General features: G+C 63.7%; 17 protein-coding genes. 11 read left to right on the forward strand and 6 right to left on the reverse strand.

The features are described 5' to 3' along the window. Positions 1–16 precede the first annotated feature (16 nt). From gcl to ACNFIC_RS19185, 8 genes are all read left to right on the forward strand, one after another. A complete protein-coding gene (gene gcl / locus ACNFIC_RS19150) occupies positions 17–1792 on the forward strand; it encodes a glyoxylate carboligase (protein WP_138220272.1) in 1776 nt (591 codons plus the stop codon). Between the two features lie 53 nt (positions 1793–1845). After that, on the forward strand, positions 1846–2628 hold the full coding sequence (hyi, locus tag ACNFIC_RS19155; RefSeq protein WP_138220273.1) for a hydroxypyruvate isomerase: 783 nt from the start codon (positions 1846–1848) through the stop codon (positions 2626–2628). A gap of 184 nt (positions 2629–2812) precedes the next feature. Next, a complete protein-coding gene (locus ACNFIC_RS19160) occupies positions 2813–3706 on the forward strand; it encodes a 2-hydroxy-3-oxopropionate reductase (RefSeq protein WP_138220274.1) in 894 nt (297 codons plus the stop codon). Positions 3707–3871: 165 nt separating this feature from the next. Beyond that, complete coding sequence (locus ACNFIC_RS19165; RefSeq protein ID WP_416781637.1) at positions 3872–5146, forward strand: glycerate kinase type-2 family protein; 1275 nt, start codon at positions 3872–3874, stop codon at positions 5144–5146. Beyond that, positions 5143–6558 carry a pyruvate kinase gene (pyk, locus tag ACNFIC_RS19170; RefSeq protein WP_138220276.1) on the forward strand — a complete coding sequence of 472 codons (1416 nt, stop codon included), beginning with the start codon at positions 5143–5145 and terminating at the stop codon, positions 6556–6558. Before ACNFIC_RS19165 ends, pyk begins: the two co-directional genes overlap by 4 nt. A gap of 183 nt (positions 6559–6741) precedes the next feature. Beyond that, positions 6742–7617: an urea transporter gene (locus ACNFIC_RS19175; protein ID WP_138220277.1), complete on the forward strand. Its 876-nt coding sequence runs from the start codon at positions 6742–6744 to the stop codon at positions 7615–7617. A 46-nt stretch (positions 7618–7663) separates the two neighbouring features. Then, positions 7664–8485 carry an ion transporter gene (locus ACNFIC_RS19180; RefSeq protein WP_138220278.1) on the forward strand — a complete coding sequence of 274 codons (822 nt, stop codon included), beginning with the start codon at positions 7664–7666 and terminating at the stop codon, positions 8483–8485. A gap of 218 nt (positions 8486–8703) precedes the next feature. Continuing rightward, positions 8704–9705: a sulfate ABC transporter substrate-binding protein gene (locus tag ACNFIC_RS19185; protein ID WP_138220279.1), complete on the forward strand. Its 1002-nt coding sequence runs from the start codon at positions 8704–8706 to the stop codon at positions 9703–9705. Between the two features lie 53 nt (positions 9706–9758). Here ACNFIC_RS19185 and ACNFIC_RS19190 read toward each other — a convergent pair whose 3' ends face one another. Both ACNFIC_RS19190 and ACNFIC_RS19195 read right to left on the reverse strand, forming a co-directional pair. Then, on the reverse strand, positions 9759–10685 hold the full coding sequence (locus ACNFIC_RS19190) for a class I SAM-dependent methyltransferase (protein ID WP_416781638.1): 927 nt from the start codon (positions 10683–10685) through the stop codon (positions 9759–9761). A gap of 45 nt (positions 10686–10730) precedes the next feature. Further along, entirely contained in the window at positions 10731–11627 is an 897-nt protein-coding gene (locus ACNFIC_RS19195; protein WP_416781639.1) for a DMT family transporter, read from the reverse strand. Between the two features lie 132 nt (positions 11628–11759). Here ACNFIC_RS19195 and ACNFIC_RS19200 point away from each other — a divergent pair, with 132 nt between their 5' ends. The 3 genes from ACNFIC_RS19200 to ACNFIC_RS19210 all read left to right on the forward strand — a co-directional run bounded on the left by ACNFIC_RS19200 (position 11760) and on the right by ACNFIC_RS19210 (position 14923). Then, entirely contained in the window at positions 11760–12197 is a 438-nt protein-coding gene (locus ACNFIC_RS19200) for an Lrp/AsnC family transcriptional regulator (RefSeq protein WP_138220322.1), read from the forward strand. 451 nt (positions 12198–12648) lie between these two features. Next, on the forward strand, positions 12649–14178 hold the full coding sequence (locus tag ACNFIC_RS19205) for an NCS1 family nucleobase:cation symporter-1 (protein WP_416781640.1): 1530 nt from the start codon (positions 12649–12651) through the stop codon (positions 14176–14178). Between the two features lie 16 nt (positions 14179–14194). After that, the gene (locus tag ACNFIC_RS19210; RefSeq protein WP_138220283.1) at positions 14195–14923 is read left to right on the forward strand and encodes an aspartate/glutamate racemase family protein; all 729 of its coding nucleotides are present in this window, start codon (positions 14195–14197) and stop codon (positions 14921–14923) included. A 45-nt stretch (positions 14924–14968) separates the two neighbouring features. Here ACNFIC_RS19210 and ACNFIC_RS19215 read toward each other — a convergent pair whose 3' ends face one another. The 4 genes from ACNFIC_RS19215 to ACNFIC_RS19230 form a co-directional block, all read right to left on the reverse strand. Then, positions 14969–15307, reverse strand: a complete 339-nt coding sequence (locus ACNFIC_RS19215; RefSeq protein ID WP_138220284.1) for an FKBP-type peptidyl-prolyl cis-trans isomerase — start codon at positions 15305–15307, stop codon at positions 14969–14971. Between the two features lie 40 nt (positions 15308–15347). Beyond that, entirely contained in the window at positions 15348–16289 is a 942-nt protein-coding gene (locus tag ACNFIC_RS19220; protein ID WP_138220285.1) for a DMT family transporter, read from the reverse strand. Positions 16290–16473: 184 nt separating this feature from the next. Continuing rightward, positions 16474–17412 (reverse strand): 2-hydroxyacid dehydrogenase, encoded by a 939-nt coding sequence (locus ACNFIC_RS19225; RefSeq protein ID WP_416781641.1) that lies wholly within the window; start codon positions 17410–17412, stop codon positions 16474–16476. A 94-nt stretch (positions 17413–17506) separates the two neighbouring features. Continuing rightward, positions 17507–17914, reverse strand: coding sequence for a hypothetical protein (locus tag ACNFIC_RS19230; protein WP_138220287.1), 408 nt, complete (start codon positions 17912–17914; stop codon positions 17507–17509). Positions 17915–17918: the final 4 nt, after the last annotated feature.

Raw genomic sequence — 17918 nt, forward strand, 5'->3', positions numbered from 1 at the left:
CGATGAGGCACAAATCATGAGCAAAATGAGAGCAATCGATGCAGCCGTTCTGGTCATGCGCCGTGAAGGTGTAGAGACTGCGTTCGGCATTCCGGGCGCCGCCATCAACCCGCTGTACTCGGCCCTGAAAAAAGTCGGTGGCATCGATCACGTCCTCGCTCGCCACGTCGAAGGTGCCTCGCACATGGCCGAGGGGTACACCCGCGCCAATCCAGGCAATATCGGCGTGTGTATCGGCACCTCCGGCCCTGCCGGCACCGACATGGTCACAGGTCTGTACAGCGCCTCGGCCGACTCGATCCCGATCCTCTGCATCACCGGCCAGGCACCCCGTGCGCGCCTGCACAAAGAAGACTTCCAGGCCGTCGACATCACCAGCATCGTCAAGCCGGTGACCAAGTGGGCCACCACCGTACTGGAACCAGGCCAAGTGCCTTATGCGTTCCAGAAAGCCTTCTATGAAATGCGCAACGGTCGCCCAGGCCCTGTGCTGATCGACCTGCCGTTCGACGTGCAGATGGCCGAGATCGAGTTCGACATCGACGCCTACGCGCCACTGCCGGTGCACAAGCCGTCCGCCACCCGCGTGCAAGCCGAAAAGGCCCTGGCGCTGCTCAATGACGCCGAGCGCCCACTGCTGGTGGCCGGTGGCGGCATCATCAACGCCGACGCCAGCGATCAACTGGTCGAGTTCGCCGAGCTGACCGGCGTGCCGGTGATCCCGACCCTGATGGGCTGGGGCACCATCCCGGACGACCACGCGCAGATGGTCGGCATGGTCGGCTTGCAGACCTCGCACCGCTACGGTAACGCTACCCTGCTCAAGTCCGACCTGGTGTTCGGCATCGGCAACCGCTGGGCCAACCGCCATACCGGCTCCGTCGACGTCTACACCGAAGGCCGCAAGTTCGTGCACGTGGACATCGAGCCAACCCAGATCGGCCGTGTGTTCACCCCTGACCTGGGTATCGTTTCCGACGCTGGTAAGGCGCTGGAGGTGTTCCTTGAAGTGGCCCGCGAATGGAAGGCCGCAGGCAAGCTCAAGTGCCGCAAAGCCTGGCTGGAAGACTGCCAGCAGCGCAAAGCCACTTTGCAGCGCAAGACCCACTTCGACAACGTGCCGGTCAAGCCGCAGCGCGTGTACGAAGAAATGAACCAGGTGTTCGGCAAGGACACCTGCTACGTCAGCACCATTGGCCTTTCGCAGATCGCCGGTGCGCAATTCCTGCATGTGTACAAGCCCCGCCACTGGATCAACTGCGGCCAGGCCGGCCCACTGGGCTGGACCATCCCGGCAGCGCTGGGCGTGGTCAAGGCCGACCCGAAACGCAAGGTGGTCGCGCTGTCCGGTGACTACGATTTCCAGTTCATGATCGAAGAGTTGGCAGTGGGTGCGCAGTTCAACCTGCCGTACGTCCACGTGTTGGTGAACAACGCCTACCTGGGGCTTATCCGTCAGGCCCAGCGTGGCTTCGACATGGATTACTGTGTACAACTGGCGTTCGAGAACATCAACGCCACCGACGCGGCCACCTATGGCGTCGACCACGTCGCCGTGGTCGAAGGTCTGGGCTGCAAGGCCATCCGCGTGTTCGAACCCGCCGAGATCGGCCCTGCCCTGCTCAAGGCGCAGAAGATGGCCGAAGAGTTCCGCGTACCGGTGGTGGTCGAGGTGATTCTCGAGCGCGTCACCAACATTTCCATGGGCACCGAGATCAACGCAGTCAACGAGTTCGAAGACCTCGCCCTGGTCGGCAACGACGCGCCGACCGCTATCTCGCTGCTGGACTGATCGCCCGACGCCCCCGCACCTTGCGCGGGGGCCTTCAACGCAAGGAGACAAGCATGCCTCGCTTCGCTGCCAACCTGTCCATGCTGTTCACCGAACAGGATTTCCTGGCCCGCTTCAAAGCGGCCGCCGATGCTGGCTTCAGCGGCGTCGAATACCTCTTTCCCTACGATTTCAGCGCAACCGAAATCAAGCAGCAGCTCGACGCCCACGGCCTGACTCAGGTGCTGTTCAACCTGCCAGCAGGCGACTGGGCCAACGGTGAGCGCGGTATCACCTGCCACCCTGACCGCGTCGAAGAGTTCCGCGCCGGGGTCGACAAGGCCATCGAGTACGCCAAGGTGCTGGGCAACACCCAGGTCAACGCCCTGGCCGGCATCCGCCCGCAAGGCCCGGACTGCGCGAGCGTGCGCAAGACCTTCGTCGACAACCTGCGCTACGCCGCCGACAAGCTCAAGGGCGCAGGGATTCGCCTGGTCATGGAAATGATCAACACCCGCGACATTCCAGGCTTCTACCTGAACACCACAAAACAAGCACTGGACATCCAGGCCGAGGTGGGCAGCGACAACCTGTTCCTGCAGTACGACATCTACCACATGCAGATCATGGAAGGTGACCTGGCGCGCACCCTGGAAGCCAACCTGGCGCAGATCAACCACGTGCAACTGGCCGACAACCCGGGTCGCCACGAACCGGGCACCGGCGAGATCAACTACCGCTTCCTGTTCGAGCACCTTGACCGCATCGGCTACCAGGGCTGGGTGGGCGCGGAATACAAGCCCAAGACCACCACCGAGGCAGGTTTGGGCTGGCTGAAGACGCACAACGCAATCTAAGGGCTGAGCACAGGCCCCTATGGGATAACACAAGGCCCTGTGGGAGCGGGTTCACCCGCGAACGCGTCAGAGAAGCCACCATCGCATTCGCGGGTAAACCCGCTCCTCAGTGTTCCGCGTCCAACCAGAGGGCCTGCGTTGCCTGCTCCATCGAGATTCAACAAATACAACGAGGTAATCTCTCATGGCTAAAATCGGTTTCATCGGCACCGGCATCATGGGCAAGCCCATGGCTCAGAACCTGCAAAAAGCAGGTCACAGTCTCTTCGTCTCCACCCACCACGACGCAGCGCCAGCTGACCTGATCGCCGCCGGCGCGGTGGCCCTGGCCAACCCGAAAGAGGTGGCCCAGGAAGCTGAATTCATCATCGTCATGGTCCCCGATACCCCGCAGGTCGAGAGCGTCCTGTTCGGTGACAACGGCGTTGCCGAAGGCGTGGGCCCGAACAAGGTGGTGATCGACATGAGTTCGATCTCCCCCACCGCCACCAAAGCCTTCGCCGAGAAGATCAAGGCCACCGGCGCCGCCTACCTGGACGCCCCGGTATCCGGCGGTGAAGTCGGCGCCAAGGCCGGCACCCTGAGCATCATGGTCGGCGGCTGCCCGAAAGCCTTCGAGCGCGCGCTGCCGCTGTTCGAAGCCATGGGCAAGAACATCACCCGCGTCGGCGGCAACGGCGATGGCCAGACCGCCAAGGTAGCCAACCAGATCATCGTCGCGCTGAACATCCAGGCCGTCAGCGAAGCCCTGCTGTTCGCTGCCAAGAACGGCGCCGACCCGGCCAAGGTACGTGAGGCGCTGATGGGCGGCTTCGCCTCCTCGAAGATCCTCGAAGTACACGCCGAGCGCATGATCAAGGGCACCTTCGACCCAGGCTTCCGCATCAACCTGCACCAGAAGGACCTGAACCTGGCCCTGCAAGGCGCCAAGGAGCTGGGCATCAACCTGCCCAACACCTCCAACGCCCAGCAAGTGTTCAGCACCTGCGTAGCGCTGGGCGGCGGCAACTGGGACCACTCGGCGCTGATCAAAGGCCTGGAGCACATGGCCAACTTCTCGATTCGCGACGAGAAATAAGCTTCAAGCTGTAAGCCTCAAGCAGCCAGTGAAAGCCCATCTGCTTTTGCTTGCGGCTTGTAGCTTGAAGCTTGCAGCTCTGGGGACCGCCCCTGGTTCGGCCTGCACGGAGGCAGTTCCAGGGGCGTTTTCAATTGCGCAGAACAACAATAAAGGGAGCCTGCCATGTCGGTCGATCCGCAAAAAATTCTCCGCGACCTGTTCGACACAGCCATCGCCGCCGCCCACCCCCGCCAGGTCCTCGAACCCTACCTGCCCGCCGACCGCAGCGGCCGGGTGATAGTCATCGGCGCCGGCAAGGCCGCCGCCGCCATGGCTGAAGTGGTCGAAAAATGCTGGCAAGGCGAGGTCTCGGGCCTGGTCGTGACGCGCTATGGCCACGGCGCCAACTGCCAAAAGATCGAGGTGGTCGAAGCCGCACACCCGGTCCCCGACGCCGCTGGGCTAGCCGTAGCCAAGCGGGTGCTGGAACTGGTCAGCAACCTTACAGAAGACGACCGCGTCATCTTCCTGCTCTCCGGCGGTGGCTCAGCCCTGCTGGCCCTGCCCGCCGACGGCCTGACCCTCGCCGACAAACAGCAGATCAACAAGGCGCTGCTCAAATCCGGCGCCACAATCGGTGAGATGAACTGCGTGCGCAAGCACCTCTCGGCGATCAAGGGCGGCCGCCTGGCCAAGGCCTGCTGGCCGGCCACGGTGTACACCTATGCGATTTCCGATGTGCCTGGAGACCTGGCCACGGTCATCGCCTCCGGCCCCACCGTGGCCGATCCGAGCACCTCGGCCGATGCCCTGGCGATTCTAAAGCGCTACGACATCGCCGCCCCGCAAGCGGTCATCGACTGGCTCAAAAACCCCGCCTCGGAAACCGTCAAGGCCGATGACCCGGCCCTAGCGCGCAGCCATTTCCAACTGATCGCCAAGCCCCAGCAGTCGCTGGAAGCCGCTGCCGTGAAAGCTCGCCAGGCCGGCTTCAGCCCGCTGATCCTTGGCGACCTGGAAGGCGAGTCGCGTGAGGTGGCCAAGGTGCATGCCGGTATCACCCGGCAGATCGTCCAGCATGGCCAACCGCTCAAGGCTCCCTGCGTGATCCTCTCCGGCGGCGAGACCACGGTCACCGTACGCGGCAATGGCCGTGGCGGGCGCAACGCCGAGTTCCTGCTCAGCCTCACCGAAAGCCTCAAGGGCCTGTCGGGCGTGTACGCCCTGGCCGGTGACACCGACGGCATCGACGGCTCGGAAGAAAACGCCGGCGCCTGCATGACCCCAGACAGCTGCGCCCGCGCCGAGGCCCTGGGCCTGTCGGCCAGCGACGAGCTGGACAACAACAACGGCTACGGCTACTTCGCCGCGCTCGATGCACTGATCGTCACCGAGCCGACCCGCACCAACGTCAACGACTTCCGCGCCATCCTGATCCTCGAGACTGCCCAATCATGACGCCTGATAAAAAAGTGAAGATCCTCGCCACCCTCGGCCCTGCGATCAAAGGCATCGACGACATCCGCCAGCTGGTCGAAGCCGGGGTGAACATCTTCCGCCTGAACTTCAGCCACGGCGAACATGCCGACCACGCCCTGCGCTACCAGTGGATCCGCGAAGTCGAGCAGCAACTGAACTACCCCTTGGGTATCCTCATGGACCTGCAAGGGCCCAAGCTGCGCGTAGGCCGCTTCGCCGAAGGCAAGGTCCAACTGCAACGCGGCCAGGCCCTGCGTCTGGACCTGGACAAGACCCCAGGCGACAGCCGCCGGGTCAACCTGCCGCACCCGGAAATCATCGCGGCGCTGCAACCGGGCATGCACCTGCTGCTGGACGACGGCAAGCTGCGCCTGCGGGTAACCGCCAAGCACAGCGATGCCATCGACACCGAAGTGCTCAACGGTGGCGAGCTGTCCGACCGCAAGGGCGTGAACGTGCCCCAGGCGGTGCTGGACCTGTCACCACTCACCGAAAAGGACCGCCGCGACCTGACCTTCGGCCTGGAGCTGGGGGTCGATTGGGTGGCGCTGTCGTTCGTGCAGCGCCCTGAAGACATCGTCGAGGCCCGCCAGCTGATTGGTGATCGTGCCTATCTGATGGCCAAGATCGAGAAACCCTCGGCGGTCGAGCAACTGGGCGCCATCGCCGAGCTGTCCGACGCGATCATGGTGGCGCGTGGCGACCTGGGCGTGGAGGTGCCCGCCGAAAGCGTGCCGCAGATCCAGAAGCGCATCATCGACACCTGCCGCCAACTGGGCAAGCCGGTGGTGGTAGCCACGCAAATGCTCGAATCCATGCGTTTCTCACCAGCCCCGACCCGCGCCGAGGTCACCGACGTGGCCAATGCCGTGGCCGAAGGCGCCGATGCGGTGATGCTGTCGGCCGAAACGGCATCGGGCGACTACCCGCTGGAGGCGGTGCAGATGATGAGCAAGATCATCCGCCAGGTAGAAAACGGCCCCGACTACCAGGCCCAGTTGGAGGTCGGCAGGCCCAAGGCCGAGGCCACGGTGTCGGACGCCATCAGCTGCGCGATTCGCCGGATCAGCGGCATTCTGCCGGTAGCGGTGCTGGTCAACTACAGCGAGTCGGGCGCATCGACCCTGCGCGCCGCCCGCGAGCGTCCGCGTGCGCCGATCCTCAACCTGACCCCCAACCTCAAGACCGCGCGCCGCCTGAGCGTGACCTGGGGCGTGCATTCGGTGGTCAACGACCGTCTGCGCCAGGTCGATGAGGTGGTGTCCACCGCATTGGAGATTGCCCAAGCCCAAGGCATGGCCAGCCGGGGTGACACCCTGCTGATCACCGCCGGTGTCCCGTTCGGAAAGCCGGGCACGACCAATACGCTGCGCATCGAGACACTGGTCTGAGATCGCTGGGGGCGCTTTGCGCCCCTTTCGCGGCACCAGGCCGCTCCTACTAGAGCATGCGTTTCCGGTAGGAGCGGTCTTGTGCCGCGAACGGAGGGCAAAGCCCTCCCCGTTACGCCGAACCTGCGCAAAAACGAGGCCCGAAGAGGCCCAGCGCTTACCCTTCCACCTTACTGACTGCCCATGTACACGAAAAATTTCGTCAACCCGTGCCCGGACTGGGCCACGGCGTTACTCAACGGTTTCAGCCAGGTGCTGCTGCTGCGCAACCCCCTGTGCGGCCTGTGCTGCCTGCTGGCCATCCTGATGACTGCGCCGTCGCTGGTCGGCGGCGCCCTGCTCGGCGCCTTGGCCGGCCTGCTCACAGCCCAGCGCCGCGGTTATGAGCGCGCCGACCGCCAGGCCGGGCTGTACAGCTACAACGGCGTGCTGATCGGCATCCTGATCAGCGCCGTGCTGCCGTGGTCGGCCATCCTGCCGCCGCTGATCATCGCCGCAGGCGGGCTGTCGAGCATGCTCACCCACCAGTGGCGCAAGCGCGGCGGCAAACTGCTAACGGCGTATACCGCACCCTTCGTGCTGCTGGGCTGGGCCACGCTGATGCTGGCCGAGCCTGGCGCTGCCACCTACGTCGAAGCCGACCCGCTGTACGCCCTGCTGCGCGGCGTGGGGCAGATCTTCCTGCTCGACAAGCCAATGGGCGGGTTGCTGATCGTCATCGGCATGTACTTCGCCAATCCCTACGCCGCCACCTGGGCGGTGATCGGCTCGATGCTCGGCGGCGCCGTGGCGCTGCTGGCCGGTGAAGGACAGGCGGTGTGGATGGGGTTATATGGGTTCAATGCGGCGCTGGCAGCATTGGCCTTCAGTCGCCAAGGCGAACGAGCGTGGGTGACGTTGCTGGCCATTGTCATCGCGCTGCTGTTGCAGCCTCTGTTCAACCTGTTGCCGGTTGCCGGGCTGACGGCGCCGTTCGTGGTCGCCTGCTGGTTGATGCACCTGGGTACGCATCTGACACAGCCTAACCAGCGCAGCGGCGTGCATCGCTTGCACAGCTGAAATCCACCCCCTAGGCTCTGCCCTTCGTACCTGACGGACAGTGCCCATGAACAACCCTGCGAGCCTGCGCGAGCGGCTCTACGTGATCGTCTTCCAGACCGACACCGTCGCTGGAAGACGCTTCGACAAAGTCCTGCTGCTGATCATCCTGGCCAGCCTGGTCACAGTGATCCTCGACAGCATCGACGAGGTACACCAAGGCTATGCCGGCCTGCTGGCCGCCATCGAATGGGGCTTCACAGCGGTCTTCCTGGCCGAGTACCTGACCCGCCTGTACTGCTCGCCCAAGCCACTGCGCTATGCCTTCAGCTTCTACGGGCTGGTCGACCTGCTGGCGATCGTGCCGGGGATCATCGCCCTGTACTACAGCGACGCGCAGTACCTGCTGATCGTCCGCGTGGTGCGCATGCTACGAATATTCCGTGTGCTCAAGCTCAGCCCGTACCTCAAGCAGGCCCACTACCTGCTCGCGGCGCTGCAGGGCAGCAAGCAGAAGATCATCGTGTTCCTGGTCAGCGTATCGACCCTGGTAACAGTGTTTGGCACTTTGATGTACGTGGTCGAGGGGCCTGAACATGGGTTCACCAGCATCCCTAAAGGCATCTACTGGGCCATCGTCACCCTCACCACCGTCGGCTTTGGCGATATCGTGCCGAAGACCCCTCTGGGGCAAGTGCTGTCGTCGCTGGTGATGATTACCGGTTATTCGATCATTGCCGTGCCCACCGGCATCTTCACGGCAGAGCTGGCCAATGCCATGCGCGGGGAACAGTTGCAGCATGATTGCCCGGTGTGTGCCAAGAAGAGCCATGAACATGGGGCGGCGTTTTGTTCGCGCTGTGGCAATGCGCTGTTCGCCAAGCATTGAGGTTGCATTCGATGGCCCCTTCGCGGGCAAGCCCGCTCCCACAGGGACCGCGCAGCTTCTACAGGCTGCGCCTTACCTGTGGGAGCGGGCTTGCCCGCGAAAGGGCCGGTACCGACAGCGGCATAACCAAAGTTGTTTTTGTTCTTTAGCCAGCACAGGGCCAACCGCTATAGTCGCTGGCACTCTGCCCAAGAACCTTTGAACAACAAGGACGCAACGTGAAAAAACTCTTCAGCGCCTCGCTGCTCGCCGCAGGCCTTGCCCTTGGCAACCTGGCCCAGGCTGCCCCGACCCTGCTCAACGTTTCCTACGACGTGATGCGCGACTTCTACAAGGACTACAACCCAGCCTTCCAGAAACACTGGGAAGCCGAGCACAACGAGAAGGTCAATGTGCAGATGTCCTTCGGCGGTTCGAGCAAACAGGCACGCGCCGTGATCGACGGCCTGCCAGCCGATGTCATCACCATGAACATGGCAACCGACATCAACGCCCTGGCCGACAACGGCAAGCTGGTGCCGGACAACTGGGTGACCCGCCTGCCGAACAACAGCGCGCCGTTCACCTCGGCCACCGTGTTCATCGTGCGCAAGGGCAACCCCAAGGCGCTGAAAGACTGGCCGGATCTACTCAAGGACGGTGTACAGGTCATCGTGCCCAACCCCAAGACCTCGGGCAACGGCCGCTACACCTATCTCTCGGCCTGGGGCTACGTGCTCAAGCAAGGCGGTGACGAAACCAAGGCCCGCGCCTTCGTCGGCAAGCTGTTCAAGCAGGCGCCGGTCCTCGACACCGGTGGCCGCGCCGCCACCACCACGTTCATGACCAACCAGATCGGCGATGTGCTGGTAACCTTCGAGAACGAGGCCGAGATGATCGCTCGAGAGTTCGGCCGCGATCAATTCGAGGTGGTCTACCCAAGCGTGTCGGCCGAAGCGGAGCCGCCGGTCAGCGTGGTCGACAAAGTGGTGGCCAAGAAAAACACCCAGGCCGTGGCCGAGGAATACCTGAAGTACCTGTGGTCGCCAGCGGCCCAGGAGATCGCCGCGCAGAACTACCTGCGCCCGCGTGACGCCACGGTGCTGGCCAAGTACACCGACCGCTTCCCGAAAGTCGATTTCCTGTCGGTAGAAAAGACCTTCGGCGACTGGCGCAGCGTGCAGAAGACTCACTTCAATGACGGCGGCGTGTTCGATCAGATCTACACTGACAAGCAATAACAGATGTGCGCAGCACCGGCCTCTTCGCGCTGAAGAGGCCGGTGCTGGCCACATCAAGCCTGACGGAACACCAAGGCCTTCAAGCCACCCTCAGGGTCCGCATCGGGAAACTCCGGCGGATTCTCCAGCCGCTCGACGAACTGCAAGCCTGGCGCATGCTCGGCCATGCCGTCGATCAAGAACTGCGGCCCGATCCCTGGATCATTCACGCAGGCCAGCACGGTTCCCGCATCCGTCAGCAATTCCGGCAAGCGCCGCAAGATCTTGCCGTAGTCCTGGGTCAGCACGAAGCTGCCGCGCTGGAAGGTCGGCGGGTCGATGATGATCAGGTCGTATGGCCCGTACTTGCGCACCTTGCCCCACGACTTGAACAGCTCATGCCCCAGGTACGCGACACGCGAGGCATCGTGGCCATTGAGCCGGTGGTTGTCGCGGCCACGCGACAGCGCCGACTTGGCCATGTCGAGGTTGACCACCTGCTCGGCCCCCCCCGCAATCGCCGCGACCGAGAACCCACAAGTGTACGCAAACAGGTTGAGCACCCGCTTGCCGTCGGCCTGCTCGCGCACCCAACGCCGGCCATAGCGCATGTCGAGGAACAGGCCGGTGTTCTGGCGCACGCCAAGGTCGAGCAAGTAGGTCAGGCCATCCTCGATCACCTCGCGCTGCTGGCAAGGCTCACCCACCAGCCACTGCCCCGGGCTATCCGGCAAGTAGCGGTGCTGGATGAGAATGGCCTGGCCGGTCCACTGTGCACGCATCGCCAGGTTGCGCAGCATCGCTTCGAGTTCGGCCAGCAGGTCGGTGTCCGGCTCACGGAACAACGCCACCGAGAGCACGCCCTGCAGCCAGTCGACCGTGATCTGCTCCAGCCCCGGCCAGCAACGGCCACGGCCGTGGAACAGGCGGCGGGTCTCTTCGGGCGCAGGCTCAAGGGCCGCGAGCAGGTGCTGTTCAAGGGTGTGGATCGGCGAAGTCATGGCGGGTCGCAGGCTGGAAAAGGCGGCATTCTACCCTGTGGGCCTTCACTTCTGAACGGCCAATGGCGCCGAGCGGAACCACCACCCCTGCTGCATGCCGGCCGCCGCCAGCAGGATCAGCCCCACCCCCAGCCACTGCAACGCTGCCAGGTGGTGCCCGAAGGCCACCCAGTCGACCAGGATCGCGGCAATCGGGTAAATGAACGACAATGCGCCGGTCAACGCCGTGGGCAGGCGCTGGATGGCGCTGTACAGCAGCACGTACATCAGCCCCGTGTGCACGACTCCGAGGGTGACCAGACTGACCAGGGCCGATGTCTCGCCGGGCAACCCGCTCGGGCGTACGAATGGCGCCAACAGCAGCACCCCGGTGGCCACCTGGATCAAGGCGATCAGGTGCGGCGGCGTACCCTTGAGACGCTTGATGATCAGCGCCGCAATCGCGTACAGCAACGCAGCCCCGAGTGCCAGGGCAATGCCCGCCAGGTAGTCGTCGCCACTGGCCTGCCCGGCACCGTGGGCACTGACGATCGCCAACATGCCCACGAAGGCCACGCTCAGCCAGGCCAGCTTGGGCGCAGTGATCTTCTCACCGAGGAACACCGCTGCCAGGCCCACCAGCATGAATGGCTGAACGTTGTAGACCGCCGTCCCGATGGCGATCGACGCCCGTGAGTACGAGGCGAACAGCAGCATCCAGTTACCGACGATGGCCAAACCGCTGGCCACTGCCAGCAGAAACGTGGCGCGGGTCAGCACACCCGGCTTGAGAAACCCCATCGCCGCACAGATCAGCAGCAGCGTGCCGGCACCGAACACGCAGCGCCAGAACACCACCTCTGCCACAGGCTGCCCAGACACCAGCACGAACCAGCCAATGCTCCCGGAAATCAGCATGGCCGCGAGCATTTCCAGCGAACCACGGCGCAATGAATCGTCCATCTCACAACTCCTGTACACGATGGGCACAGTATGCGCGGGGGGCAAAGCCCCCTCCAGCGGATATCCAAGGCACAGCTGCGTTCTTGCCTTTACTATCAAGGCAAATCCCACTCATTGCCTAACGAGGTAGCCATGCCTGACGCCATCGACCAACTGTTGATCAACGCCCTGATGGAGGACTCGCGCCGCTCGCTAAAAGCCCTCGCTCAAGTCAGCGGGCTATCGGCGCCCAGCGTCAGCGAACGCCTACGTCGGCTCGAAGAGCGCGGTGTACTGCGCGGCTATACCGTGGACGTCGATCCGCGCTGCTTTGGCTATCAATTGCAGGCCATCGTGCGCATTCGTCCGTTGCCCGGGCAGTTGCAGGAAGTGGAGCGGCAGATCATCGGCATTGCCGAATTCACCGAATGCGACAAGGTGACCGGCGAGGACTGCTTCATTGCCCGTCTGCATGTGCGTTCGATGGAACAGCTCGACACCCTGCTCGACCGCCTCAATGTGCTAGCCGAAACCAACACGGCGATCATCAAGAAAACCCCAGTGAAGCGCCGCCTACCGCCGATGGCGTAGCAATAGCGGTTTAGTGCCTATTTTTTGTACACATAAATGTCACCTTAGGTGCCATCTTTGTGTGCACTTTATGCGTATGACGCCCCATTAAGTTACACACTTTCCACTCATAATGTTGACCAAATGATCAACTAATAAGCCATTCATAAAAATAAATCTGCCCAATCGGTCAATTTATAATTCATTTAATTCATTGAGTTAATGAAAAATAAGAAAAACTAAAACTATTAGTCGCCTATAAACTGGATTCATCCTGGCATGGAAATGGCTTTCATGTGCTCATGTTTTGTATACAAACAAAGCAAAACATAAATACACAATAACCCGCAGCGTCGCCCGACAGCGACCGCTGCGCCCAGAACCCAGTGATGCCAACGCCTGCACCGACGAGATGGCGAGCCCGTGCGCCAGCGCCCGCTCATCGCAGTCAAACGCATCAGGAGCCGCCGGAATGAGTAGCAGCCTTGCCCCTGAACTGACCGTTGCCAGCACCCATCCCACGTCCACGCCGCTTGAAGGCCATCCGGCCGATCTTGGCCTAAGCCCGCGCCTGCACAATCGAGACCTCGCCCCGACCCGCATCGAAGGTCGTCGCTGGGGTGGCTACAGCATTTTTGCGCTGTGGACCAACGATGTGCACAACATCGCCAACTATTCCTTTGCCATGGGGCTGTTCGCACTCGGCCTGGGTGGCTGGCAGATCCTGCTGTCGCTGGCGATCGGCGCGGCGCTGGTTTACTTCTTCATGAACCTGTCCGGCTACATGGGGCAGAAGACCGGCGTACCGTTCCCGGTCATCAGTCGCATTGCCTTCGGTATCCACGGCGCACAAATCCCGGCACTGATCCGCGCGGTGATCGCCATCGCCTGGTTCGGCATCCAGACCTACCTGGCCTCGGTGGTACTGCGGGTGCTGCTGACGGCGGTATGGCCGCAGGTGGCCGCCTACGACCAGGACAGCATCCTGGGGCTTTCGAGCCTGGGCTGGCTGTGCTTCGTGTCGATCTGGCTGGTGCAACTGGTGATCCTGGCCTACGGCATGGAGATGGTGCGCCGTTACGAAGGCTTCGCCGGCCCGGTGATCCTGCTGACCGTAGCCAGCCTTGCAGTGTTCATGTACTTCAAGGCCGACGCGCGGATCGCCTGGTCGGTGGCAGAGCCCCTCACCGGCATGGACATGTGGCGCAACATCTTCGCCGGTGGCGCACTGTGGCTGGCGATCTACGGCACCCTGGTGCTGAACTTCTGCGACTTCGCGCGCAGCGCGCCCTGCCGCAAGACCATTCGCGTGGGCAACTTCTGGGGCCTGCCAGTGAACATTCTGGTATTTGCCGCCATTACTGTTGTGCTGTGCGGCGCACAGTTCCAGATCAACGGCCAGGTCATCGACAGCCCAACGCAGATCGTCGCCAGCATCCCCGATACCACGTTCCTGGTACTGGGTTGCCTGGCGTTCCTGATCGTCACCGTGGCGGTGAACATCATGGCCAACTTCGTCGCCCCTGCGTTCGTGCTCAGCAATCTGGCGCCACGCCACCTGAACTTCCGTCGTGCCGGACTGATCAGTGCAACGCTGGCGGTAGTGATCCTGCCGTGGAACCTCTACAACAGCCCGCTGGTGATCGTGTACTTCCTGTCCGGCCTCGGCGCGCTGCTCGGCCCGCTGTACGGTGTGATAATGGCCGACTACTGGCTGCTGCGTAAGGGCTGCATCAACGTGCCGCAGCTGTACAGCGAGCACCCTGCCGGCGCCTACCACTACAGCCGCGGCATCAACCTGCGTGCGGTAGCGGCCTTCTTGCCGGCAGCGTTGCTCGCCATCGTCCTGGCCTTGGTGCCGCACTTCCAGCACATCGCGCCGTTCTCGTGGCTGATCGGAGCGGGTATCGCCGCCGCTGTCTACCTGCTGATCGCCCCACGCAATCGTCAGTATCTCGACGTGAGTGGTGAGTGCATCGCCGTCGACCACAGCAGCCATTGATTCCTGGAGTTCTGCAATGCGTATTCTGATCGTCAACGTCAACACCACCGAAGCCATCACCGAGGCGATTGCCGAGCAGGCCCGCAGCGTCGCGGCGCCCGGCACCGAAATCGTCGGCCTGACCCCCTGGTTCGGCGCCGAATCCGTGGAAGGCAACTTCGAAAGCTATCTGGCCGCCATCGCCGTGATGGACCGCGTACTGGCCTACGACCAACCGTATGACGCGGTGATCCAGGCCGGCTACGGCGAGCACGGCCGCGAGGGCCTGCAAGAGCTGCTGAATGTGCCGGTGGTGGACATCACCGACGCCGCCGCCAGCACCGCCATGTACCTGGGCCATGCGTACTCGGTGGTCACCACTCTGGACCGCACCGTGCCCTTGATCGAAGACCGCCTGAAGCTGTCGGGCCTGTACGACCGCTGCGCCTCGGTACGCGCCAGCGGCCTGGCGGTGCTGGAGCTGGAGCAAGACCCGCAGCGCGCCGTGGAGGCGATCGTCGAACAGGCCGAGCGGGCCGTGCGCGAGGACAAGGCCGAGGTGATCTGCCTGGGCTGCGGCGGCATGGCCGGGCTCGACGAGCAGATCCGCCAGCGTACCGGCGTGCCCGTGGTCGATGGCGTGAGCGCGGCGGTGACCATTGCCGAATCACTGGTTCGCCTGGGTTTGAGCACCTCCAAGGTGCGCACCTATGCAACGCCCAGGGCCAAGCAGGTGGTCGGCTGGCCGATGCGCTTCGGGCGTTGATGGGGTGACGACCTGCGGCGGCGCAGCATGGGATGAAGGCGCCGCCTAGTCGTCGCGGGTCAGCACTTCGAGCAGTTCGATCTCGAACGTCAGGTCCGAATTCGGTGGGATCGAACCCACGCTACGCTCGCCATAGCCCAATTGCGCCGGTACCTGCAACCGGCGCTTGCCGCCGACACGCATGCCCATCAGGCCCTGGTCCCAGCCCTTGATCACCCGACCGGTGCCGATCACGCACTGGAACGGCTTGCCGCGCGACCAGGACGAGTCGAACTCGCTGCCGTCGGCCAGCCAGCCGGTGTACTGGGTGGTAATCAATGCGCCCTTGACCACGGCCTTGCCGTCGCCTTCCTGAAGATCGGTGATGTGCAGCTCACTGCTCATGGCAGGTTCCTCGAAACAATTGCGAACGGCGGCCGTTTTCTCAGGTATGCACGGTTTTGGCAAGCGCATCGCGCGGCCCATGCAGGCGTAGCGACCACAGCACGCCGCCCATCACCAGCACGATCGCCGCGGCCTCCAGCAAACTCGGGCCACGCTGGCGCCAGAGGAAGGCATACAACAGCGCAAACAGCGTCTCGAACACAATCAACTGCCCAGTGAGGGTCAGTGGCAGGCGCTTGGACGCCGCGTTCCACAGCGTCATTGCCAGCCACGAGCCAAGCACCGCACAGCCCAGGCTCGCCAGCCAGAACAGCACCCAGCGCGCCGGCGCCGCCTGCACCTGCAACTGCTGCGGTTGCCACAGCGCCAGCACCGCCACCATCACCAGGCTGGCAAGCCCGGTCAGCACCCCGCACAACACCGACCACTGATGGCTGTCGAAATGCCCGCACTGCTTGAGGTAGCGGCTGTTCTGCACGCCGTACCAAGTCCAGCAGGCCAGCGCGGCCAAGGCGAACAGCAGGCCCAGCAGCTTGTCGCCCAAGTCACCGTCGGCGAAGGCGAAGGTTTGCAGGTTGATGCACAGCATACCGCCGAGGATCAGCGCCAGCGGGCCGACCAGGCGCGCCAGCGGCACCGCGCCAGTGTCGTTGCGACCGTATAGGGTGATGGTCAGCGGTAGCACACCGACAATCAGAGAGGCCGGTGCCACGCCCAGGCGCTGGATCGCCGCCGCCAGGCAAATGAAGTACAACAGGTTGCCCACCACCGCCAGGCGCAGCAGCATCCACCCATCCGCCGCGCTCAGTTGGCGTAGCTGGCGGGCCATGGGCACGGCCAGCAACAGCGAGATCACCCCGACCATCACGTAGCGCACACTGGCCAGCAGCATCGGATTGAACTCCGGCAAAAGCTGCGGAACCATCAGCACCATGCCCCACAACGCGCCGGCCAGGCCGGCATACATCACCCCACGCTTCACCTGCGCGCTCCTCTGTAGCGATGGCGCAGGCTACCGCTGCGCGCGTCGCCGGGCAAAGGTTGCGTGCGCGCTCAGCTGAATTCGTCGCAAACCTGCTGGCCGGTCATCTCGCACTGCAACCAGGTGGGGCCCTGCTGGCCCCACGACACGCCCAGCAGGACGCCGGGCGAACAACAGAAAAGAATCAGCCGCGAACGGGGGTCAGTACAGGTTCGCCGGCAAAGAAGGCTTGCAGGTTGCGCAACACCAAGTTCACGGTGTCGCGTGCCGCCTCCGGCGACTGGCCCGCCACATGCGGGGTCAGCACAGTGTTACCCAGCGCCTTCAGCGCATCAGGCACGGCGGGTTCGTCATCGAACACATCCAGCGCGGCGCCGGCGATCAGGCCCTGCTGCAAGGCCGCTACCAACGCCTGGGTGTCGACCACGCTAGCCCGCGCGATATTCACCAGGTAGCCCTCGGCGCCCAGCGCCGCAAGCACCTGGGCATCAACCAAGTGGCGCGTGCCGGCGCCACCTGGCGTGGCAACTACCAGGATGTCTACTGCCTCGGCCAGGTGCAGCGGGCTGTCATACCAGGTGTAGGGCACGTCTGGACGCGGGGTGCGGCTGTGGTAGCTGACGTGCATGTCGAACCCCAGGTTTGCACGCCGGGCGATGGCGTGGCCGACTGCGCCAAAGCCGAGGATGCCGATGCGCTTGCCACTGACCGAAGGGCTGATCACGCGGTTCCACTCACCGCGTCGGGTGCTGGTATCGGCGCGAGGGATGTCACGCAGCAACGCCAGCAGAATAGCCAGGGCATGGTCGGCGACCGGGCCGGCATTGGCGCCAGCGCCGTTGGTCACGGGAATGCCGCGTGCGACAGCCGCGGCCAAGTCGACCTGCTCGTAGCCTGCGCCAATCACACAAATGATCTTCAACTGGGGCAGCGCGTCGATCTCGGCTGCGCTCAAGCCTAGCGGGCCACGGGTGAGCACCGCGTCGATCTTCCCGGCATGCCGGGCAATGGCGTCGGCGCGCAGTTTCGGGGACGGCGCGCGGATCAGCCGATAGCCGGCCTGTTCCAGCAGCGGCAGGTAATCGTCGACGGTTTCAACCAACACCAGAACGGTCTTGCTCATGCCACCTCCGGATCTATGCGAAGCGGCATTATGCGGTGACCAACGGTATCACGTCATCACGCGGCTAGCCGTGCGCGCACGGAAGGCAAGCAGGTCATTGCGCAAACGCCCTGCCCAAACCACCGGGCACGCCACTGCTGTCGGTTTCCTGCCAAGGGCCATTGGGGCTCAGCGACCAGCTCCAGCCGCTGTCCCAGCGGTAGTAGGTACGCTGACGGTAAAAGGTGTTGGGCTGTTTCTCCAGCACATACACGCCAAGCTTCGGATCCCAGTGGCTGCCCCCCCCAGGCGGGGGGGCAAAGCTTGCCGAGGTGCGCGGCATGGGTTTGGGGATCGCAGCCGGCGCGCTCGGCTTACTGCCAGGCAGGGGCTTGACCACCGGTCCCTGGGGCGGAACGCTCTCGATCGGCGGCAATGGCTCGCGTTCACGCGGCTCATGCACCGTACACGCGGACAGACCCACGGCCAAGGTGATCAGGGTCAGGCGGACGATGCTGTGCATGGCG

It is taken from the genome of Pseudomonas sp. NY15463, assembly GCF_048068415.1.
GTDB lineage: Bacteria > Pseudomonadota > Gammaproteobacteria > Pseudomonadales > Pseudomonadaceae > Aquipseudomonas > Aquipseudomonas mosselii_C.